Origin of the sequence: Lacrimispora struthionigena, from assembly GCF_048627165.1 — a bacterium.
In the GTDB taxonomy this organism is placed as follows: domain Bacteria; phylum Bacillota; class Clostridia; order Lachnospirales; family Lachnospiraceae; genus Lacrimispora.
Genome location: NZ_JBMBWP010000002.1, coordinates 1221318 through 1243011 on the forward strand (window position 1 = coordinate 1221318; position 21694 = coordinate 1243011).

A 21694-nucleotide genomic window follows, 5' to 3' on the forward strand; every position below is an offset into this window, starting at 1 on the left:
TCTGAATTATTACAATGTAAATGAGATTTTTATAAATCCCTTGTATGAAATATTTGGTAAATATCTTTATTTTGGAAATCCCACGATCCAATTATTAACTCCTGTGCAGCTAGATACATTCCTGAAATCCACATCTCATCTTCGTGTGATTTTGCCTCTTGTAAACACTTCTCCATAACGGATACAACATCTCTTTTATCAAAGGACATTAAGGCATGAATTACATTTTGATATACCGGCCAATTAACGTCCTTCAGCAATTCGAAAAGCCACGGCAGACATTTTAACTTTTGTGGATATTTCATTACATTAATGATAAGGATTGCATTCAACCAACAGAATTTAGTAGAAAATTTATTATAAGAGAAGTATTCAAGTATATCTATATCTTCTTTAGAAAAACATTCCGCTAACTGGCACAAATTGTCTGGATTTATGGATTCATTATTATATATGTCATATTCGTGTAATTTTAATAATCTATCAGCATCCGTGATGATCTCACCCACCTTATGTATTATATTAAGTGTTTTTATCCCTATCCTTATCCTTATTAGCTTCTCCTTTAATATACTATCCAATCAACAATTGCATACATAGCATTATCTGATAATATTAATAATAATATCTCACTTGTGACAACAGCAATCCCACGAAATACCACTATTTTTTCAGATGATGTCATCCAGGTAATTAAATTTACAGTACCTTTTCGATTATCTTTGATTCTCTTTTTTATACTTCTATATAAAAGTCTATCACCAAAGCATCCTAATAATATAAATTTTATGACCCAGAAGAAAAAGAAAATTTTTAATCCGCTTAAAACCACACTTACTGTATTATCCTTTTGAAATTGTAACAAGATTGACAGTAAAAGATTTAGAAAAAGACCTGAAAAACAAATAATCACCCAATCCAAAAACATAAAATGGTACGCCAGCCACAAGTGCTGAAAAAAAGCAGCCGAAAAGTTAAATCTGTTTTTTCCTTTTTCTATCTGGTCAAAACGTTCGAGGTAATCTTCCAAATTAGTAGATAGATTATAACTTATTTCCCTTACATCTGCACTGCTGACACCTTGATTATTTTGTTCCATTACAACCTCCTTTCAATTACTTCCCCATTGGTTTTCCAAATCATTTTTTGCTTTTTCAATTTTTTGTTTAAACCAAATATCATAACTTTCATTTTCAACATTTTGTCGTGTATATTCCTCCCTTAATTCACTTTCTATATCCTGATTTAGATCTGACCAGCCCTCAAGTTGCCAAAGGTAATACGCTTTAGCATATAAATCTGTAATTAAAGATGCATTTTCATAATAAAAATACGTCTTAGCTAGATTATAATATGATGCTGCTGCTAACTCATGATAGGGGGGACAATGATCCAAAACATACTGAAAATCTTTAATTGCTAAATCTCTATCCGGCAGAATCATATTCGTATAAAAGGTCCCTCTTATTTCATAAGAAGCCAATAAATCATAATGGTCTGGATTCTGCCAATCCTCTAAAAGGTCAATGGCTTTACTTATATAATCAATGGCTTTATCTGACCCATCCTTGAAATCCTCATACATTAATGCCATTCTTTTAAACAAATAGGCGTCTACGTAGACATACTGATATGTGTTTTTATTTAGAGCCACTGCTTTCTTTATGTAATATTCACATCTATTAATATTATTCTCGTAATAGCAAGCATAAGCTAATGTCTCATAATTGAAAATTCCCACAAACTGATTAGAGCCTAATAATTTTCTTTCTTTTTTTAATAATGCCTTAATCTTTGCTATCTCCTCAATAGGCTTTGTTTTATGAGATAAACTGATTGAAGTAAGATTTGATTCTAAAACCAGGTTTTTTAAAGGATTATCTTTACTTAATTTCAATGCTTCTTCAGTATAATTTTCTGCAGATACTGTATCATCTTCAAATAACATAACTTCAGCTAAATTAGTTATAATACACACCTTATCTTTATCACTTTCAGCCATGTTAAGAGCTTCTAAAAGTTCCTTTTCAGCTTCATTAGAATTCCTTAAACGTAAATATGCAACACCGAGAGCATTTTTTACAGCAGGAGTCTGCTCCATTTTTTTTAACATATTTATCGCTTCATCTAAAGTATCTCCATTCCCTTTTAACTTTACCATTAGATCTTTAAAAGAATCCTGCTCTGGCCTTTCGCAGAGCATTAAAATAGTATATTCACCTAATATATACCATGTATCATCTACCAATCTTCTGTTTTGTTTCTTGTATCCAATAATGATAACAATAGCAAAAGTAATTAATAGAAAATATATTGTAAAACGCATCCTGACTATTTTCTTCTTTTCATATTTCATTTGGCCCACTATTCCTACTTTAAATAAAAATCAAACTACTTACGACTTAACTTCAATTAACTCTTCATAATTAAAGGGCTTTGGCGCATTTTTTTTTCATTGAAAATGCATAATTGCTTCATTATAAGTACTCTCCCTGCCAGATTAATATCAAACATTTCTGAAATTTCTCTTGAAAATGGTACAAATGGTTTATTTCCACTCTTTTTTCTTCCAGGTACTTGCTGTTAATTGTCTCCAGTCCATCTGGTAAAATATTATCTCCCATATAATCTTCAAAAAATGCAATGGTATTAATACGATTTCCGGAAATTTCAATGACCTTATAAAAATCCTGTACTCGAAGAGGAACTCGATGCCATCATAACTTTCCCATTACCTAAAATTTCAGTATAGATATGATGCCCAAACGCTGGCCTTAGAATAATAAACTTACCGCAGATAATCTGATAAATAATATATTTTACCTGTATAGCTATTTTTCCACATTTGCTCTTTTTGATTTTCCTCAGTAAACCAGTCTGAATGTTGATAACGCTCCGAGTAAAAACTACCTTGTTCTGATCCATAGAATAAAATATATAAAGTTGTCCAATTTTTATATCTATTATTAGTACTACCCTTTAAATAACTTGACATAGGCTCAAGGTTGAATTCTTTTAACATTTCGATAAATATATCTTCTACTTTTTCATTATCAACCCCTTTTTCTATGTAAACATCTATTGTACAGGAATTTCGACCATGTCCAACTTGTAATTCTATATTTTTGATTTCTGGATGAATACTGCACATTTTATCTTTAAAATCATAAAATACTGAATTTATTATACGATCATGAATCTTAATACCTCCTATTATAACTAAGCTAATAGTTAGAAGTAAAATCCATCCTCCCTTAACTTTTTTTATAAATTTATATAATACATAGCAAATAACTAATAAAGTAATTAGCAATAAAAAAATTATAAAAGGGAGTCGATTAAAAGATTCCATAAATTCACCTCACTAACTTTATTAATATTGTCAATCAAAATAACGCAATCGTTGATAAAGCCATTCACCTTGAATGCACTCATCTAGATCTACTTCACCCCCCTTTTTTATGTAAACAACTATTGTATAGGAATTTCAACCTCCCCCAATTTATAACTCTATATTTTTAATTTCTGGTTGAATACTGCACATTTTATTTTTAAAATCATAATATACAGAATTTATTATATGATCTTAAATCTTAATACACCTATTATAAGCATGAACTTCATAGGTTTTCATTTCTAATATTTTCTATTTTATATAATCTGAATAACGGTATTTTTTACCTGTATCACTATTTTCCCAAGTCTGCTCCTGTTTATTACCATCTGTAAACCAGTCTGAATGTTGATAAGGTCCTGAAGAATATCTACTATACTTTTGTCCATAAAAAAAAATGTTTAAATTGACCCAGCTCTTATTTTTATAGTTTGAATCACCTTTCAAGTAACTAGACATTGGTTCATTATTAATTTTATTTAATATATCAAGGAAAATATTTTCTATAACTTTATCATCAGCCCCATTTTTCATATAAACATTTATTGATCCAGATCGTGTTCCATAGGACATATATAATTTTATTGTATCTATCTCTTGATATGATTCGCACATTTCTGCTTTAAAATCATAAAACGTCAGATTTACGATTCGATTATATATCTTAATACCTCCCATTATAATAATTAAAATAGTTAATATCCAAAGCCATCCCCATCTTAGCCTTTTTATAACAGTGAATAAAATAAAACAAGATAATATTAATACCAACAATAATATAATAATTATTAAAGGGATTAGATTAAACGATTCCATAGTTTATCCTCTTCCTATCTATAAAATATAAATTATTCGAAATACAATAACCCCTGATAAAGTGGTTCGTTTTGTATATAATCATCTAAATCAACTTCTCCCCAACCTCCCCAGGACGATACCTTTACTTTTTCATAATTTTGGGATTCATCTATTTCTAATTCTGTAATAGTTACCCAGTGTAGCTTAAATGAATTACCTGTAAACTCGTCTCCATTAGGTTTTGTGATGGTAACGTCACTACTTCCTCCTGTTCCTATTAGCATTGCAACAGGCAAATCTTTTTCTAAACCTTCTTTAATATAATCTATTATATTCTCACGATTAAATGATTTGAATTTTTTTACTGCATGCAGTTTAACTCCTTTATCTTTAGCAAATTTTTCTACTCCATTCTCTAATAAACTAACAGGCCACACACCCAAAGGTTGGTCTCCAAAATGACGAGGTGTGACATATTTAAACATTTCTTTCATATGTAATATAAAATTATGTTTTGTGTAATCTGGAAAAGTATAAAGTCCTGAATACCTTTTCTGATGCTTAGCCATATATGCCACTATATTTGCAGAGGCCACGGTACCACACCCCACTTTATTAGCAACATTTGTCCTTTCATCATCATCCTTCCATTCATACCATTCCTAATCTCCACCATAATACTTTGTACTTCCATCTTTAATCTCGACAAATCTCTTTGAGTCACTTAATGTAATCTTAATAACACCATTTTTTATCTCTCTACACACACCATTTTCATCTACTTTATAAGTTTTTTTAGTGGCTGGATCTATAATTGTTTCATTAACAGCCATAATACCATTCTCTTATTATCTAGTTTATATAATCTGAATAACGATATGTTTTTCCGGTATAGCTGTTTTTCCATGTTTGATCTTTTTTATTTTCATTGGTAAACCATTCATTATGTTGGTATCGTTCGGAATAAAAACTGCCTTGTTCTGAACCATAAAATAATATATACAATGATACCCAACTTTTATTTTTAAGATTAGTATCCCCTAATAAATAACTAGACATTGGTTCTTGATTGAATCCTTTCATCATTTCAATAAATATATCTTCTACTTTTTCATTGTCAATCTCTTTTTGTATATAAACTTCTATTATACAGGAAGTTCCACCGCTGCCAATTTGTAACTTTATTTTTTTGATCTCTGGATAGATATTACACATTTTATCTTTAAAATCATAAAATACAGAATTCACTACCCGATCATGTATCTTAATACCACCTACCATAATCATAATGATAGTTAAAAGCCAAATCCATCCTCTCTTTACCTTTTTTATAGATTTATATAATGCAAAACAAAGTATTAATAAAATAATTACAAATGCTAAAATAATTAAAGGGATCATATTAAAAGACTCCACAGATTTACCTCGCTAACTTTATTAATATTATCATTCAAAATAACGCAATCCTTGATAAAGCCATTCACCTTGAATATACTCATCTAAATCTACTTCACCCCAACCTCCCCATGAGGACACCTTTACTTTTGCTTTATCATTGGTTTCATCTAATTCTAACTCTGTTATTGTCACCCAGTGTAATTTAAATGAGTTACCGTCTGCTTCATCATCATTAGGATATGTTATAGTTACATTCCTGCTACCACCGGCTCCTATCAACATTGCCACAGGTGAGTCTTTTTCTAAACCTTCTTTGATATAATCAATAATATTTTCACGAGTAAAATAATCGTATTTTTTCACCGCATTAAGTTCTACTCCTTTGTCACTTGCAAATCTTTCAATCCCATCCACTAGAACGCTGACAGGCCACACACCAAAAGTTTTTTCTCCGATATGGTGTGGTGTAACATATTCATACATTTCTTTCATATGTAATAAAAAATTAGTTTTTTTATAATCCGGATACTTATATAAATCTGCATAACTTGATTTATGTTTAGCCAAATATGCCACTATATTAGCAGATGCTACCGTTCCACAGCCTCCATATTTGGCATTATTCCTCTTTTCATCATCTAGCCAGTCAAACCAAGATTGATCCCCACCATAAAACTTTGTACTTCCATCTGTAATTTCAACAAATCTCTTTGAGTCTCTTAATGTGATCTTAATAACGCCATTTTTTATCTCCCTACACACTCCATTTTCATCTACTTTATAAGTTTTTTTAGTATCTGGATCTATAATTGTTTCATTAACAGCCATAACGCCATTCTGTTTTAAAAAATATTTCTTACCTTTCCAATTTACTAATTTTGATGTAGCCATTTCTCCATTTGGATTAAAATAGTACCATTTCCCTTTATATTTCAACCATTTATCACTATACATATATCCATAGTCATTACCATTTGTGGCTTCTGCCTTACTTTTAAAATAGTACCATTTTCCATCAATTTCTCTCCAACCAGTTACCATATTACCAGCAAATTCTTCTTCATTAAAATAATACCATAATCCTTTAATTTTCTTCCAACCAAGCGTCATATGACCCGCTGTCTCGCGACCAGCTTCCGTATTTGACACAAAATAATACCATTGCTTTTTTATTTCTTTCCAGCCTGTCACCATATATTCATCAGATTCTAAATAATACCAGGCCTTATCTTTATCTATAAATACCCAGTCTTTTTTTACGTAATGTCCATTTTTGTAATATTTCCACCTGGCACCTTCCGGTGATCCATATGGTACCCATTGTTTTTGTATTCCCATTTCAACAGGTACTGCGTTGTTTATTATTTCAGAGTAGTACGGGTAAGCTCCATCTGTAAAATTTTTACTTGCCACATTAAATTGAACAACATAATTACCAGCTGCATCTTTTGTCATTATTGCTTGATTTACACTGGCGATTGATCCTATTATGGAATTCAAAATAGGATTTATGCTTGCCGGGTCCAATATCACAGGCATACTGCCTAACATTATTAGTGAATACTTACTAAAATCTTGCGAAAGCTGAACATTTTCCTGAGGTAGCGGAGGATTGATTCCACACTGGCTGGCTTTCAAATAAGTCATTCTACCATACCCATTAAATTCATTCCCTAAATGAAAAGAACTTTGATTTTTCCCCATTACTCTTCTCTCCCTTCCGTATTCACATGTCCGACTATTCTTAAATTGTCCATATAATCTCCACATAATAATAATATTTCGTCTGCTAAATGCAGCGAACTATCTAACAATATACTAATAGACAGATTTAACAAAGTCCTAAAACACTCCTGAAATAAAATCCAATCATCATTTAGTATTTTTTGCTTCAAAGTTAATAATTCAAACTTCTCCAGACGTACAAATTTTTTTCGTAATAATTTTTCTATTGAATCCATATCCCGTACTAAATTTTCATATATCAGTTCGGGGTACCAGTAAGCCTGACTTCTCTTTTCGTCAAGATATAACATAGTATTGCTGAATCCAAGTATTGCTTTATAGCTTTCAGTGTAGTCACTACTCTTTAAGTGGCATAGATAAATGTAATTTAATTTAGCTGCTGAATCGTCTTCTTGCCTATTCAGCTGTTTAGATATTAATAGATCGAGCTTTTTATGAAACTCTGGTTCTATCCTGCATATGTTATTTGTTAGATAGATTCTTTTTTGTTTCAACCTTTCATCTCTATATTCTTTTAAATATTCTTCTATATCCTTACTTCGATCCACCTTATCGTTCCCCCCTCGTTTTTTTATCTGATGAGCTAACTTACCATTAATGGCTTCAATAATGGTAAAAAATTACAGATATCCAATATGATATCATGACATAAAACAACATATAATAGTAATTAGTTGGTGTGACTGTTTTAATGAACAAAAATATTTAGTTATTTTAGATTCAGTTCGCTAATTGGTATTTTTAATATTAAAAATCCGTCCAGTGCATCATCGTACAATAAATTTATATACAGGTAATCTTTATCCATACCAAAATTATTTATATTTGTTACCCCCAGATCTACACCATATATCCATTCTTTATTGGCATATCTTTTCTTTGATTCTTGATAAGCAGCCAATATTTCTTTATTAAATTCATCTTTTTGATCTCTCATAAAATTAGCTAATTCGGAAGTTTCTCCAGATAGTATTTGATATTTGTAATTCTTTATAGCTAATTCAATATATTCCATGTCTACTATATCATTAAGCTTCTTAATGTCTCCTGAATTAGTATCTATTGTCATGACATATTCATCATAAAAAATATTTACTCCTTCATACCAATCTGTATATACGTGAACACTTATTTGCTTATTGTCCATACTTAAAATTTTGTATTTACCATTGACAGCAAGCATACTCTCACTACTTTTATTTATGTTCCAATCTATAATTGATTTATACTTTATTAAAATTTCTTCATAATCAGTAGATATTATATTTAAAGATAACATTTTTAATTTTTTATTTAGATTAGTTTCCACTCCTTTATCTTTTAACCCAACTACTTGAGGGTAATGCACATCTACATCTAAGAAATTTCTGATAGTATAGTTATTTTTCTTATAATTATCGCCATTAAATTGAATAGAATGGTGATAATCATATACTATTAAACCATCTTCTTTAAACGCTTCTTCTGAAGTGACTTTTAATTCTTTCAATTTACTTTCACTATCTAAATCTTTACTTGTATATATATATTCGTTTTGTTTATTTAAACTTGTCGATCCCTTAATAGCGTGACTATTATTATAGCTATCAGTTCTATACAAAAGCAGCAAAACCATTAATAATATAATAACGAATTTAAAAGAAATTATTTTTTTTAACAAACTAACCATATAGATTCCCCCAACTATTCTTAATCGTCCCATTTCTTTTGCTCTTCTCGGCGAATCATAATGTAAATTACCGAGTTAAGAGAATCTCTTAAATTATTGTTTGATTTCAAGAAATCATTCACTGCATTAACATAATCTTTCAATTAGTTATTATAAATTACTGTTTCTTCTTTAACTGGCATATAGGAAGAACCCTTTACTTTATATGATAGACCATTTGGTGGAATATAAGATGGTTTAAACGACGCCCCATAAGCATATTTATCTATTAGTTTCTTAGCTTCCTTATTAGTCTCATAGAAACTCTTACTAACATAATATCCATGCCCTAATGTAATACCCCCATCACTCACCCAATTCCCATTCACCAATTTAAATACATAATGTGGATAAATTCCTATCAAATTTCCTTGTTTATCAAATTCCCCTATACCTGTAGCTTTTGCTGTACCTATAGATAATTCAAAATTAGCTATCAATGTAATTCCCTTAGGACCTACATAAAAAATGGGAATTTCGAATTTATAGTCGGAATTTCTAGTGGTCTTTCAGGGTATCCTGACGGCGTAGGCTTATTACAGCCCCCAAAAGAATAGATATTATGATCTGTTTTACAATCAGAGCATATGCCAATTGGTCCACCCCCCAATTCCATTACCCCGTGATCTTTTAGAAGATCAAATTTAAGCTTCTTCCGTAACAGTAACTCCGTCTTTTACTTTTACTTCTTTACCAGCCATTATACTCCTCTCCTCCTTAGCTCAATATCACCAGATACTATTACAAAATCTCTTCAACTGCCAGGAATATTTTATTTACTATATCCAACCAGTGATCTTTGTCTTTTAACTTACAGCTAAATGTTCCATGTAACACTGTTTTTCTCAAACGAATCAGGTAACATCGGTTATAACTCTGTCCATCCAAATGATATCCTTTATACTCAAACCAACTCATTTCGTTACCCTGCTCTGTATTTGTATCCGTCTGGTTCTTAATTGCAATAGAGGGATTCATGTTTTGCAAGGCATTCTGGAATTGAACACTCATAGACCTGATTTCTTCATCGGCCAGCACCACAGGTAAAGAATTAAAGCAAATATTTACTGTGCTGCTTAAGTCTGTCAAAATAAGCGCAGGAGCATCTAAAGAAGGATACTTTGCAGTTTTCATATCCTCTGGCATAACTACCATCAGGTCCGGCAGGGGTAATTTTATTCCAAAGTCTACCAATGTTGTATATGTAAACGTAATCAACTCTTCTCCGGCATACATGCCAGTTTCTAATGATGTATGTTTTTGAAACTCCAGCTTTCTTTTCGTCTCCAACAGCTCTTCGTCAAAATATTCCATCGTATTCTCATTTCCTTTCTGCTACCCTTGACATATATTGAGTTCATCCTGTGTGCTTACAGTAATTCGTTTTGCTTTTAATCGTATCTTACCCTCTGCCACTATTTTTAGATCCTTTGATGTCTTTATGGTAACAGAATCATCATCAAGAGTTAGTCTATGTTTTTGACCTCTGCAGACGCTCACCACTTCTTTTGACAAGCTGAGGGAGTTTCCATCCTCTATATCCAGAGCTCTGTCTTTATAATATTGTTCCTCATTTTGATTCCCATTTAAACAGTGTATAACAGTTCCATTCCGCTCAGTCCCCCCAAAGAAATACAAAAGTGCTCTTGCTCCCTTTTCTGGCATTGCATAGAGAGAATTTCCCGTTTCAGGGCAATATGGGTAAAAATAATCTCCGGTATTTTTCCCATCATCAATATCAAGTGCCAGTTTCACAGTTTCCCCCTTAACATCCTGTACGGTTCCCCAAAGTCCCAGCCCGGCATGATTGCTCTCATAACGGGAACCCGGTTGATGGACAGACATATCCTCCAGTACATAAGTAAAAGCAAGTTCCCCACGTTCATATCGTCCTTGAACTTCTAGAATTGTTGTTTTCTGACCCAAATATGTCATCCGATCTCCAATTTTGTAAAAAGATCTTCCTTCCGCCTCTATAAATATTCCCGTCTTTCTGCCAATGGTACACATTTTCACATTATACTGATCTTCCTGAAGTGCTGGAACTTCTTTCCCTTTTCTCATTCCAAACCAGATATTGGGATTTCCAGTTTCTATATCCGGAATAATATAATTTCCCATAGGTCTACCAAGGCGTTTTGCAAATTCCCAGGCTGTCTCTTCATACCGAATGACTGGATTCTTAATCTCTTTATCATTTTCCCGATCACGTATTACCTGGCCGCCTTCAGTCTGAACCTCTTCTCTAACCACTTCTCCAAAGGTTCTGGCCGGATCCTGGAATGACGAGCTTAAAACACGCCTGTCCAACAGGCAGGAAGCGGACAAAGCCTCCAGGTTGATCTGACTTGTCCCTCCCATATTTTTTATCCCCACTTTCACAATATAACCATGATAAATAATCTGATCGCCTGTATTGTTTTCAACCCATATTTTTATACGGCTATTATAGGACTGCTCCGGATTCCACCTGATATTTCTGTCTAAATAACCTTCCAGCTTAAGTAAAGCATGGCAGTCTGGCTTCCATAAATAACAGAACTGTTCCACATGCAGAATAGGAATATTGGTTTCTATCTTTAAATTACCAGCAAGTTTTATCTCCATTTCTTACCCTCCTCACGATAAAAATTACAGCATGATTTTTGCTCCCTGCATACCAATGTCACCACCTAAATTCATTTCGGTATCCCCTTGCTTTAATCGGATTTTCTTTGGTGCACTCATTTCAATGGAAGAGTTAGAACTGGTTATGCTGAGACTCCCTCCAGACTTTACTGTCACGGAACTTTCGCTTACTATTTCAATACCATTTTCATCGGACAGTTCAATATAAGTACCATCATTATTTGTTAATAGAATACGTTCCGGGGACAGCTGGATTTCTTTGCCTTCTTTATTTCTCCAGAATTTACATTCCGGATGTTTCCTGAGTGCTGCGCCACTCTCGTGATACGCGCTGACCACATATGCCTCTTGTTCCTTTGATGTAGGGAAATAGAGTCTTACCGTATCTCCAATCTCCGGCATGCAATACCAACCCGTCCCATCTGCGGAAGAATATACAGTGGAGAAGGAGTACCAGCATGATCCCGAGTTTTCCATATTTTCATCATCAAATATTTTAATCTGAACCAACTCATTTTTAACCTTCGTTACACTTCCAGATAGGGAAACGCCTGTAATATGGTGATTTTTTACCGTCGGTACTTTTAAACCTGATTTGGATTTCATGTAACACGTATGGTATAATTCATTTCCCTTTAAATGGGATTCCAGCTTCCAAATGAACATTTCCTTTCCAGCAACTGTTCTTCTTTCCCCTAATTTATGTATTTCCCGACTTTCCCATATATAAGACATGGTATCTTCAGGCTGAACAGACAGACGAAGATTCTTCTTATGCCAGTATTCCTGCATATCATATTGAGACTGGTATTCGCTGGAGGTATCCTCTGAAACCGCCTCTCTCTCAGGTATTCCAAAATGATATTTTTCTCCCTTGGTGGAACAGTCCGCAAAAACTACCGTTTGATTCATGGCAGCAAGCCGTTTTATAAATTCCCAATCTGTTTCACCATATTGCATGATAAAATGACCGATGCTCTTTCCTTTTCCCTCTGTCATAATTTTGGCGGCGCCATCATACCCTTGATCACAAATATCCAAAAGGCTACTGAATGATAGATCTTTCTCTTGAAAACTTCTTATATGTTCCTGACAATCCATGAGCTGGGTACCGGAACGCAGACTTAAACTCACAATGCAGGTTCCATCTTTTATTTCCAGGTTAAGCTGACTGATTACTCCGTAAAACAGAATGGATTCTTCCTCCCCGGATATTGCAACTACCTGTGCCCACGTCTGGCGCTTTCCTACTTTCATATAGTCTTCTTTTCTGTCAAACGGAATACGGCCTCTTAATTCCGCCTGCGCGTGTTCATTTACTTTCTGGATTGACTCATATTCCAGAATCTGAAGATCTTCAAACGGACGAATAACCAGCTTTTCTTCTCTCATTGTTTTCTCTCCCTCTTAATTCTTACTGTATAGTAGTCTTGTATATTTATATTTCTAATCTAATCTTTTTAATAAATAAGTGATTATCCCATTAGAAGCATAAATAGTTTCATTGTCCTTTATATATAAATAACATAAATCATCAATTCTTATTTCATGTATATATTTTGCACTTTGGTCAACTTGATAATTATCAGGTAACAGAAAGTATACTATTGAATAATACTCACCTGTAATCCCTAAACTCTTAGCAAAATTATAGCCAATTTGTTCCTGTTCAGATTGTAAAGCATGCGTATAAGTTACCGGGCCATATGCAAATTGATACTTATTCCCCTGATATTCCGCGTAATCTTCTTCAAATGATAGTTCCTTACCTATTATCTTTGTGACATCCGGTCCTTTTAAATTCCCCGCTTCATCTAATCCCGAATAAGTGGACGGCAGTGATAAATCCGCAGGTATATAATCAACTATTTTCCATTTTCCATAAAATAATTGATTATATGAAATTGCATTCTTTAACTCATACGCATCTAATTTTTGATTTTTAGCTGTATTTAATCCGATATTATTCTCTTTTCGATTTTCATATTGTGAGATACCATAACCGGCAAATATGGATTTCCATATTATATTATCTTCCCTCATAGTACTTAACAAGTCGGCATAATCCGAAGCAAATCTATAATAATTGTCGATGGGTAAAATTATAATAAATTTATCTTTTGTAAAATAGAAATTATCATCACTATTATCGAAATCATTTTTATGATAATTAAATAATTCATCTAAAGCGGATTGTTCAGCATCTTGGGGATCTGTGTCTATACTTTTAAAGTGATTAAAATTTAATTTATCTTTGAATGTATTGTAAAAAATATCAGACATTGTTATTTTTTTTCCAGAAATAAGATTAATATTCGTAGAATAAATCCAATTAATTCCATTAGCATTATCTTGTACGTATAGGTATCCTTCAAAAATAATACTAATAACAGTATCCGTAACATATACAATATTATAGTCTACAGACCAACTGGTGCCTTTTGCTATTCCTTGATCATAATTCGAAATTTTATTATATGGATTTAATGCAGATTCTTTTATTAAATCATTAATATTTTGCTGCTTTGTCTTATCTGGAAAATTATTAAACTCAGGATATGAAATATCAATATTAATATGCTTTGTCTTATCATATTGACAATACTTTTTTGTTATAAACTTCAAGTCTTTTTCCTGTAAATTTTCATTTTTGTTATTTTGCATAATTGTTGTATTATTACTATAATTTATAAAAATACCGACAATACAAATAAAAAATAAAAATACAAAAATTAGTACTATGATATACTTATTTTTTTTCATATCTAGTCTCCATTATTTAATAAAAGTTTTAAAATTAAATCATTTTATATTTGGTACAACCTTGTTATAATAGATATCTGCTCTTTTCGGGAAAGAGTTTATATCATATTTATTCACAATCTGGGACAATTTATCAGGATTAACATCTTTATGACTTGCAACTTCATTTGCATTACTAAGTACACTCCAAAAATATGCTGCACTCTCCCATGCATATGTACTTGCTATACGTTTGGGACCCTCTGACATAATTAATGGATCATTAACATTTTTATTATTTTTTAGATAATCACTAAATTTTTTATAATTATACTCCCAAGTTAAATGTATATATCCAGCACCTATATATGGCCAATATTTCTTCCCTTCCAGATATGACTTTGAACCAATTTCAATCAAACCATCACCATATCCCTTATGATTCCAATCGTCTGATTCATGACTAGCTTGCGCAATGAAATGCCTTATACTGTTTATGTCTGTAATATCATATTCTTTTAAAACCCTATTTAATTCTTTAACCATTGCAGCAGTAACTACATCTTCTCTCCAACCAATTGCTATAAGTTGCTCGGCAGTAACATATTCTTTAACCAAATCATTATTTTCAGGCACCTCAACTACGCTAATAATACCTCCATAAAAACATGTAAGAAAATCTCCAGTCGAAATAGCTTCCTCATACTTACCAGTCGATTCATTCCATATTTTAATTTTAGAACTTTTTGTCTTGCTCCAGCTACTATTCAGCACAGGGATGCATTTTTGCATAGCAGTCTTCGGCTTTGATTTTACGGTTATAACTGGTCTATCCGGATACCCAACTGGTGCCGGCATTGCACAGCCTTCAAAAGAATATATATTTTCATTCGCTTTGCAATCACTGCAAATTCCTATTGGACTTCCATCCTTGTGCTTCACACCATGGTCTTTCAAAATATCAAATGCAGTCAATTTGCTTCCTCCACTACACCACAAAACAGATCCGCTTTTAACATATTTACTCTCTTTTTGAAATTGGCCATAAAAAGCATAATGCATTGCCATAAGTTCCTTGACCTTTTGCTCGTACCCTGACACATCACCATGACAGGCATCTTTCCATTCCTTATATTTTTTAATAAGATTACCCTGATAATTGAATTTAAAATCCCCTATAAACACGGCTTCACTGGTAACTTTGACTCCTGGTTTAACTTCCTTTTCATCACCCATAATTTTCTCCTTCTACTTTCCATCATTACTTTTGCAGTATAACTCCACCTCACATAGACCAAGTCCGGTTATTTCCCGTCGTATAAGACTCTCTGCCATATCCATCGATAAAATAATATGCCTTTTTCCAGAATCCCTTATCCAGAAAAGATTCCTGTTCAAATCAAGCACCTCTTCTTCTGACTCATCATTTCCAGAAATACAAACTCCATCTTTATATTCTTTTTTTCGCATTTGAATATTTGTCGCCTCATCGAGAACCGGCAAATAATACATTTTTGATTCTCTTTTAACCTGGTCTGTTAACAGGACATTGCAAAAAAAACAGCGTTCACGATATAGCTTAATAACATCCTTAAATATTGGAGACACCAACAAAAAAGGAAATAATATTACATCTGTAAATGTAGTATTATCTGATTGCTCAATAGCAAATTGCTGTATATTAGGCAATTTGGGAAAACCATCTAAACAGATATCTCTCACATCAAATTTTCCATACCAATTCTTTAATCTGGGCGCATATTTTAACTCTGGCGTATCCTGCATTACAAAATATTTCATCGCTACCTCCACCACTTAACAATTGTCTGTCGTCAAAACAAAACAACCTGATCAAACTCCATTGTCTCCTCCACATCAATAATACCAAAATGATGCTCCCAGAACAAAAACACCTGATAATTGATAGGAAGAAACATATCCTGCAAAAATTCCAGCCGCTCCCGTTCTGCTTCCGTCTCCTTAAGCCCTACATACACCAGCACCTGCCGTGCAGCTTCGTTATTGGCATAAACCATGGAATCCGGATACATGTACCGCATAACTTCCCGAAACAGATAGATCGAGCTTCCGCACTGATATAATTTTAAAATCAGTCTCAGCAGCTGCCGAAGTTTTTCCTTTTCAAACTGCTCAGCCACCCGGGCTGCCTGGCTTCCACAGACTCCCTCTAACAAATCCCGTAGCAGAAAGCGCAAGGCATATTCCTGTTTGGAAAGTCCCTGGCGTAAATCCAGTTGTACCAGGTATTGCATAGCAGCATCAAAAAAAATGTTTCTTGCCGTTTCAAAACCTGCCAGATTGATATCAAACATTTCTGAAAATTCTCTTGAAAATCGGTACAGAGGGTTTATTTCCACTCTTTTTTCTTCCAGGCACTTGCTGTTAATTGTCTCCAGCGTCACCTCTGTATACGGACTTCCGTTACTTACCGGTACATACCGGACATCTTCCCGCTTTATCCCTGCCCGATCTGCAGCAAGTGCGGCTTCCCATGCATAATTCATTCCATCACTCCCTCACAGCGGTATTCGCTGATTTCTAACTGAATCTGAGAGATTACAAACCGGACCATGCTGTCATTCAAATAATGTCCAGGTTCCTTTTCCTTAAATTTCAAGAGCAATACCTTCCGACTTTCCAAGGGAAAAAGTTCATCCCGTACAAACCAGTTCATGCCCTCCTTATTTGGAAAATCCTTTACATTGGAGCAGATTTCATAACCCACAACTTCAATGTAATCACGGATATCCAACTCCATGATCCTTCTAAAAAGATCTGTTTTCGTCATCAGCTGTGCCCGGCTGTTTTCTGCATAACGGCGGATAAATGAATCATTTTTATGGTTGGTTACAAAGGGTTCCTTGTAATCCAAAGAGCGTATTGTTTCCTTTTGTATAATATGAAGAGCTTTCCAATTTTCAAATGTTTCCATTTCAGACTTAATTACAATCTTATTTTTCTCATGCCGTATTTCCAGGATATCTTCACTGGATTCAATTAGGTATCCGTCTCCTTCCTCTTTGTCTTCCAGAGTGAATTCATGCTCATAATAGATTCCATTAACGCTGGGAACCATGAAGTCTGCACTGTCAAACTTTACCCATTCCATATTCCAGAGAGGAATCAGATCATAACAGACAAACTCCTTAAACTCTCCAAAGTCAATCTCTATATTTGAGGGAAAAATTGGAATATTTTCTTTTTCTAATCCTTCTACACAGATAAAAACGTCATAAAACTTATCTAAATATGCTGTATTGATGGTTTCCCATGGAATATGATTATCCTGAAATACCTGATATAACCGTTCCATAATATTTCGATAACGCTTAGCTGGCTGTATATAAAATCTGGCTTCTTCATTTGCGCCATCTTCATTTAAAATACCGGTAAAGATTTCAGAACCTTCAAATCTTCTTCGTTGCTGTTCGTTTATCTCTAAGTAAATACTCCCGATCCATACATAATTTTCATTGGAAAGGTCTTCAGATAGTTTGTCCTTTTTTAAGTCTGTTTCATCAACTGGATACAGGGTATTGTTTGTCGGATCATAATGATTCCGATTTACAATAGTCATAACCGTCTCATACTGGTTCGCTCCGATTTCCAGTTCTTCATAAATTCGTTTTTCCAGTTGAAGGTACTTGTCCTCTGTACAACGAATAAGTTTACCCAGCCCCTGGGCGAGTATTTTTTTTGCATATTGCCGCTCATCTAAATTATCAATTTCCCTTAGCCGTTCCTCTATGTACCTTTCAAAATCAAAGGGATATTCCAATATGGCGGATAAATTATTGTCTTTCCAGCGTTCCAAGAAATGCCTCCTCTACTCTCTTTTTTAGCAGAACTTTATCAATATATGCCCACCATAACCGCTCACAAACTAACCGCCCATAATATGGTGGGACACATTATATATTTATAAACCATATTAGTAGCTATCCCCCATAATACGGAGACGAAAATAGCACTCTTTATGGAAACCCCTGTCCACTCTTTCATTTTATCTATTTCTTCTTTACTGGCCGGCTCGTTACTGTCTTTCCGCCCAAAAGCAGTCAGTTCTCTTTTTAGCTTTTTCCAATATATTTGATCAGCTATAAATCCCTGAATGAAAAAGAAGATCATATATACCAGAGCCATGCCTATTATAATTAATTTCCGTATACTATCCGGATTCATCATTTTTTTTAATCCAAAAATTGTTAAGAGAGTACCGACGAACGTAGTTACCAACAAATCTAACCCCCAAAGTAATACTCCTTCTCTTAACATTAAACGGTAAACAAACCATTTGCTTCCGAAAAAGGCCGCGCTAAAGTTAAATTTCCTATGTGGCAGAATCATGAAGCGCTCTATGTAGTCATCCTGATTTTTTTCAAGGCATATTCGTATATCTCTCTTTATAAAACCATCGATTTTTTCGAAGTCCATTTTCCATTTTTCACACATATAATACCTCTTTTAATTAATTTTTTCCTTTGTGATTTCAATATTCTATACTTGCCATGATCCTATAAACCAAAATCAACTGGCAAGCTTGATAAAAGAATACCATCTATATTTCGTCTTAAAAGACTTTCTGCCACATCCAAGCGTACAACCAACGCTTCTTTTTGCTGCAATTTTACTCTCGCAATGCAATTTTCTCCTATCGTGTCCGTTGTATCTATAATAGGCGCATAATAAATGCCATAGTCACCAACTTTATTATTTAAAATGCAGAACTGTTTGTACTGAATATTCTTTGCATACATAGAGAAAACTTTTTTCATGTTTTTACTAATTAGAATAATTGGTGATTCCAAATAATCGATGAATTTTAAGTGATCCGGTGAATCTGAAAATACTACGTTTCTATCTGATATTTTATATGCACTCTCAGTTGTAAAATCCTTTTTATGAAATTTCTCATTAAAATCCTGTATATGCGGTACCGGATTATATCTAATGTCCTGTTTCATTATAAAGTATTCCATTGGCACCTCCGATAATTTCATCTGACTTATCTAAGAATTCTCCTATCATAATTACAGGCAATTTATCTTCCCATAAATATTCATCCTCTGCTAACTGTTTTATTGCATCAATAATAAATGGTTTAGCAATTTCATTCATTGTTTCTCCCAGTTCTATCAGTCTTTTATCTAATACGTATTCATTAATTTTCATCTGCTTTCGAAACCTTGTCTCAATATTTCTTTTTAAGTTGTAAAAACCTTGAAAAATCTCAATGCAATCCCATCTGCATACACACTCAACTGTACTGGAACGCCCCTTTCTATCATACACATTAAGCTGGTAGACATCGCTATTAGTCAAAATTGCAGAACGAAGAAAAGATAAATAAATAAATTCCATATCTCCAACCAAGTCCTGTTTTTGTAAATTTATGTATAATAAATTTAATTTAAAAAAAATGTTTTTCAAAGAGTTTTTCATACCATTTACAATATTTTTGTGATTACAGGTACATTCATACTCAAACTCACCAAATCCTGTTTCAATCTGTGCTTCCAATTCCTCCAAAAAATTCTCTGCTACTTTTCGCCCTATAAAAATCTGGCTCAATTCTTTTTCGTATATTAATTTCATTATTCCTCCACACAAAAACAGCATTCAGCCAGCATACTAATCCCTATTAATTTTTAGTCCTATCCTATTTGCCGTGTTTATATTTCTTTTTGAATATCCAATATCGGGAATAGATCCTAACATCTGACCTGATAATTCATCCATTTTTCCCCTTGTCATCATGCCACAAAAATCAGCATACAAATCTGGGAAAGATTCTTCAGTGATTTCATTGTTTAACAACACAACTTCCTTACTTTTATGTACTGAGGCGGAAGAAGTAAATCGTTCTGATTTAAGAATGATTTGTTCCCCGCAAATTTCAATGTAATTCTGTGTATTAGATTGTAATAATGTTATTAAGCTTTGTGCCTGTACCATACTTGAAAAGCCAGATTTGATATTTACTTTTTTTCCAGCCGCCAGCCGAACTGATTTTGTGGAAAAGAATTCAATTCCTTTATGATCTCCCATTTCCAAAAGTGCTTTTTCCTTATCATTTTCACTGATAACACGGAAGTAATTTGGAGTCATTTGAATCATTTTATTCTCTGGTGTTGAAAATTCTTTTATATGATAATTCCATTGTTTTCTATGTTCTTCACTATTATTCTCACAATGTGTCACAATTCCATTATCTTCCCTGTCGTCGGGAAAATAAAGAAAAGCAACACTCCCCGGCTCCGGCATTGCATACATAAGATTTCCAGTTTCCGGCAGGTATGGATACCAGACTGTATTATTATTCATTTTTTTATCATCTAAGTCCAACCTGATTTTTAAAAGCTCGTCATGGGCGTCCGTCACAACACCACGTATTGATATCCCGTGAATGAGCGGATTATTCTTTAATGGTACACACCAGCCATTTATCGTGCCCAATTGATACTCTGACTCCAGCCTTCCATTCTTAAAACATATACTTTTTTTAACAATGATCCACTTTTTGTCCTTGAACAGTATTTTGTCTCCCAGCTGCATATTGGCTGGTCCTTTAATTGTATAATCTGTCTCCATTATCTTTCCGGAACTTACCTGCAGATGTAACTGATATTCATCAGCGTCTGTTAAATTATATGTATTTCCATCAGGAACGCCAAAAGCAAGACTGATATTTCCTGATACACAATCTGGGATTACAACAGTATGAAAATGTCCTGCCATGCGGAGGATAAGCTCCCAATCCGTCTCCATATATTGCAGGACAAGACCATTAACCGTTTTATTTTTATCACACAAATATAATATGTTTCTGCCATCACCTACCACTCTTTTAAGAAGGTTTTTGTATGTCATAGAGGCACCCTGAAATGATCGTTTCTGCTTCTTATTGTCAAATTCCTTCGTAGCAGATATTCCATTTATATTGATATAGTAAATTCCATGATCAACACTTATTTCAATTTTAGTAATAAGGCCACAGCATAAAATATTTTCTTCTTCATTCGAGTATTCATATATGTGAATTTTCTCACCATTCATACATTTTCGCGAATAATACTCTGCGTCAGTTGAGCTAATGATGCCCCTGATTGAAAAAACAGCGTGCTCATTTACCTGAGCAGTCATAGAAAACTGTTCTATAGCCTTTAATTTCACAGGTCCGCTGATTTTTAATTCTGTCGTCTTATATGTATCAATCATTTATCTTTCCCCCTTGTTATAATTGATGAGTACACGTTAAT

24 protein-coding genes are annotated in these 21694 nt (G+C 33.4%); all 24 read right to left on the reverse strand.

The annotated features are described in order from the left end of the window. Nucleotides 1-29: 29 nt before the first annotated feature. The 24 genes from ACOAOT_RS14840 to ACOAOT_RS14955 all read right to left on the reverse strand — a co-directional run bounded on the left by ACOAOT_RS14840 (nt 30) and on the right by ACOAOT_RS14955 (nt 21653). Nucleotides 30-581: a hypothetical protein gene (locus ACOAOT_RS14840; protein ID WP_420217697.1), complete on the reverse strand. Its 552-nt coding sequence runs from the start codon at nt 579-581 to the stop codon at nt 30-32. Continuing rightward, complete coding sequence (locus ACOAOT_RS14845) at nt 566-1099, reverse strand: hypothetical protein (RefSeq protein WP_420217698.1); 534 nt, start codon at nt 1097-1099, stop codon at nt 566-568. The genes ACOAOT_RS14840 and ACOAOT_RS14845 overlap by 16 nt, the downstream gene beginning before the upstream one ends. 12 nt (nt 1100-1111) lie before the next feature. After that, on the reverse strand, nt 1112-2356 hold the full coding sequence (locus ACOAOT_RS14850; protein ID WP_420217699.1) for a tetratricopeptide repeat protein: 1245 nt from the start codon (nt 2354-2356) through the stop codon (nt 1112-1114). A gap of 432 nt (nt 2357-2788) precedes the next feature. Next, on the reverse strand, nt 2789-3352 hold the full coding sequence (locus tag ACOAOT_RS14855) for a hypothetical protein (protein WP_420217700.1): 564 nt from the start codon (nt 3350-3352) through the stop codon (nt 2789-2791). Between the two features lie 294 nt (nt 3353-3646). Next, the gene (locus tag ACOAOT_RS14860) at nt 3647-4210 is read right to left on the reverse strand and encodes a hypothetical protein (RefSeq protein ID WP_420217701.1); all 564 of its coding nucleotides are present in this window, start codon (nt 4208-4210) and stop codon (nt 3647-3649) included. Between the two features lie 32 nt (nt 4211-4242). Continuing rightward, entirely contained in the window at nt 4243-4761 is a 519-nt protein-coding gene (locus ACOAOT_RS14865; protein WP_420217702.1) for a hypothetical protein, read from the reverse strand. Nucleotides 4762-4854: 93 nt separating this feature from the next. Beyond that, entirely contained in the window at nt 4855-5025 is a 171-nt protein-coding gene (locus tag ACOAOT_RS14870) for a hypothetical protein (RefSeq protein WP_420217703.1), read from the reverse strand. 19 nt (nt 5026-5044) lie between these two features. Continuing rightward, complete coding sequence (locus ACOAOT_RS14875) at nt 5045-5593, reverse strand: hypothetical protein (protein WP_420217704.1); 549 nt, start codon at nt 5591-5593, stop codon at nt 5045-5047. A 45-nt stretch (nt 5594-5638) separates the two neighbouring features. Beyond that, nucleotides 5639-7294 carry an N-acetylmuramoyl-L-alanine amidase family protein gene (locus ACOAOT_RS14880; RefSeq protein WP_420217705.1) on the reverse strand — a complete coding sequence of 552 codons (1656 nt, stop codon included), beginning with the start codon at nt 7292-7294 and terminating at the stop codon, nt 5639-5641. Continuing rightward, the gene (locus ACOAOT_RS14885; protein WP_420217706.1) at nt 7294-7884 is read right to left on the reverse strand and encodes a hypothetical protein; all 591 of its coding nucleotides are present in this window, start codon (nt 7882-7884) and stop codon (nt 7294-7296) included. Before ACOAOT_RS14885 ends, ACOAOT_RS14880 begins: the two co-directional genes overlap by 1 nt. A gap of 161 nt (nt 7885-8045) precedes the next feature. Next, nucleotides 8046-9038 carry a hypothetical protein gene (locus tag ACOAOT_RS14890; RefSeq protein WP_420217707.1) on the reverse strand — a complete coding sequence of 331 codons (993 nt, stop codon included), beginning with the start codon at nt 9036-9038 and terminating at the stop codon, nt 8046-8048. A 110-nt stretch (nt 9039-9148) separates the two neighbouring features. Next, nucleotides 9149-9484 carry a hypothetical protein gene (locus ACOAOT_RS14895; protein WP_420217708.1) on the reverse strand — a complete coding sequence of 112 codons (336 nt, stop codon included), beginning with the start codon at nt 9482-9484 and terminating at the stop codon, nt 9149-9151. A 301-nt stretch (nt 9485-9785) separates the two neighbouring features. Beyond that, a complete protein-coding gene (locus ACOAOT_RS14900) occupies nt 9786-10358 on the reverse strand; it encodes a hypothetical protein (RefSeq protein WP_420217709.1) in 573 nt (190 codons plus the stop codon). Nucleotides 10359-10379: 21 nt separating this feature from the next. Then, a complete protein-coding gene (locus tag ACOAOT_RS14905) occupies nt 10380-11651 on the reverse strand; it encodes a hypothetical protein (RefSeq protein ID WP_420217710.1) in 1272 nt (423 codons plus the stop codon). A gap of 24 nt (nt 11652-11675) precedes the next feature. Further along, entirely contained in the window at nt 11676-13064 is a 1389-nt protein-coding gene (locus tag ACOAOT_RS14910; protein WP_420217711.1) for a phage baseplate assembly protein V, read from the reverse strand. A 54-nt stretch (nt 13065-13118) separates the two neighbouring features. After that, nucleotides 13119-14435: a PdaC/SigV domain-containing protein gene (locus tag ACOAOT_RS14915; RefSeq protein WP_420217712.1), complete on the reverse strand. Its 1317-nt coding sequence runs from the start codon at nt 14433-14435 to the stop codon at nt 13119-13121. Between the two features lie 39 nt (nt 14436-14474). Continuing rightward, on the reverse strand, nt 14475-15650 hold the full coding sequence (locus tag ACOAOT_RS14920) for a PAAR-like protein (protein ID WP_420217713.1): 1176 nt from the start codon (nt 15648-15650) through the stop codon (nt 14475-14477). Between the two features lie 12 nt (nt 15651-15662). Further along, nucleotides 15663-16214: a hypothetical protein gene (locus ACOAOT_RS14925; RefSeq protein WP_420217714.1), complete on the reverse strand. Its 552-nt coding sequence runs from the start codon at nt 16212-16214 to the stop codon at nt 15663-15665. Nucleotides 16215-16246: 32 nt separating this feature from the next. Beyond that, nucleotides 16247-16939: a hypothetical protein gene (locus ACOAOT_RS14930; RefSeq protein WP_420217715.1), complete on the reverse strand. Its 693-nt coding sequence runs from the start codon at nt 16937-16939 to the stop codon at nt 16247-16249. Next, a complete protein-coding gene (locus ACOAOT_RS14935; protein ID WP_420217716.1) occupies nt 16936-18249 on the reverse strand; it encodes a hypothetical protein in 1314 nt (437 codons plus the stop codon). The genes ACOAOT_RS14930 and ACOAOT_RS14935 overlap by 4 nt, the downstream gene beginning before the upstream one ends. Nucleotides 18250-18311: 62 nt before the next feature. After that, nucleotides 18312-18887: a DUF2628 domain-containing protein gene (locus ACOAOT_RS14940; RefSeq protein ID WP_420217717.1), complete on the reverse strand. Its 576-nt coding sequence runs from the start codon at nt 18885-18887 to the stop codon at nt 18312-18314. A 62-nt stretch (nt 18888-18949) separates the two neighbouring features. Further along, nucleotides 18950-19414, reverse strand: coding sequence for a hypothetical protein (locus ACOAOT_RS14945; protein ID WP_420217718.1), 465 nt, complete (start codon nt 19412-19414; stop codon nt 18950-18952). Further along, nucleotides 19383-20030 carry a hypothetical protein gene (locus tag ACOAOT_RS14950; protein ID WP_420217719.1) on the reverse strand — a complete coding sequence of 216 codons (648 nt, stop codon included), beginning with the start codon at nt 20028-20030 and terminating at the stop codon, nt 19383-19385. The genes ACOAOT_RS14945 and ACOAOT_RS14950 overlap by 32 nt, the downstream gene beginning before the upstream one ends. 36 nt (nt 20031-20066) lie before the next feature. Beyond that, nucleotides 20067-21653 carry a hypothetical protein gene (locus tag ACOAOT_RS14955; protein ID WP_420217720.1) on the reverse strand — a complete coding sequence of 529 codons (1587 nt, stop codon included), beginning with the start codon at nt 21651-21653 and terminating at the stop codon, nt 20067-20069. Nucleotides 21654-21694 lie beyond the last annotated feature (41 nt).

Bases quoted from the DNA above. Each gene is read 5' to 3' on its own strand.
- ACOAOT_RS14845 (WP_420217698.1), bottom strand. From the start codon at position 1,099: ATGGAACAAAATAATCAAGGTGTCAGCAGTGCAGATGTAAGGGAAATA.
- ACOAOT_RS14850 (WP_420217699.1), bottom strand. From the start codon at position 2,356: ATGAAATATGAAAAGAAGAAAATAGTCAGGATGCGTTTTACAATATAT.
- ACOAOT_RS14855 (WP_420217700.1), bottom strand. From the start codon at position 3,352: ATGGAATCTTTTAATCGACTCCCTTTTATAATTTTTTTATTGCTAATT.
- ACOAOT_RS14860 (WP_420217701.1), bottom strand. From the start codon at position 4,210: ATGGAATCGTTTAATCTAATCCCTTTAATAATTATTATATTATTGTTG.
- ACOAOT_RS14865 (WP_420217702.1), bottom strand. From the start codon at position 4,761: ATGGCTAAGCATCAGAAAAGGTATTCAGGACTTTATACTTTTCCAGAT.
- ACOAOT_RS14870 (WP_420217703.1), bottom strand. From the start codon at position 5,025: ATGGCTGTTAATGAAACAATTATAGATCCAGCCACTAAAAAAACTTAT.
- ACOAOT_RS14875 (WP_420217704.1), bottom strand. From the start codon at position 5,593: ATGATCCCTTTAATTATTTTAGCATTTGTAATTATTTTATTAATACTT.
- ACOAOT_RS14880 (WP_420217705.1), bottom strand. From the start codon at position 7,294: ATGGGGAAAAATCAAAGTTCTTTTCATTTAGGGAATGAATTTAATGGG.
- ACOAOT_RS14890 (WP_420217707.1), bottom strand. From the start codon at position 9,038: ATGGGACGATTAAGAATAGTTGGGGGAATCTATATGGTTAGTTTGTTA.
- ACOAOT_RS14900 (WP_420217709.1), bottom strand. From the start codon at position 10,358: ATGGAATATTTTGACGAAGAGCTGTTGGAGACGAAAAGAAAGCTGGAG.
- ACOAOT_RS14905 (WP_420217710.1), bottom strand. From the start codon at position 11,651: ATGGAGATAAAACTTGCTGGTAATTTAAAGATAGAAACCAATATTCCT.
- ACOAOT_RS14910 (WP_420217711.1), bottom strand. From the start codon at position 13,064: ATGAGAGAAGAAAAGCTGGTTATTCGTCCGTTTGAAGATCTTCAGATT.
- ACOAOT_RS14915 (WP_420217712.1), bottom strand. From the start codon at position 14,435: ATGAAAAAAAATAAGTATATCATAGTACTAATTTTTGTATTTTTATTT.
- ACOAOT_RS14920 (WP_420217713.1), bottom strand. From the start codon at position 15,650: ATGGGTGATGAAAAGGAAGTTAAACCAGGAGTCAAAGTTACCAGTGAA.
- ACOAOT_RS14925 (WP_420217714.1), bottom strand. From the start codon at position 16,214: ATGAAATATTTTGTAATGCAGGATACGCCAGAGTTAAAATATGCGCCC.
- ACOAOT_RS14930 (WP_420217715.1), bottom strand. From the start codon at position 16,939: ATGAATTATGCATGGGAAGCCGCACTTGCTGCAGATCGGGCAGGGATA.
- ACOAOT_RS14940 (WP_420217717.1), bottom strand. From the start codon at position 18,887: ATGTGTGAAAAATGGAAAATGGACTTCGAAAAAATCGATGGTTTTATA.
- ACOAOT_RS14945 (WP_420217718.1), bottom strand. From the start codon at position 19,414: ATGGAATACTTTATAATGAAACAGGACATTAGATATAATCCGGTACCG.
- ACOAOT_RS14950 (WP_420217719.1), bottom strand. From the start codon at position 20,030: ATGAAATTAATATACGAAAAAGAATTGAGCCAGATTTTTATAGGGCGA.
- ACOAOT_RS14955 (WP_420217720.1), bottom strand. From the start codon at position 21,653: ATGATTGATACATATAAGACGACAGAATTAAAAATCAGCGGACCTGTG.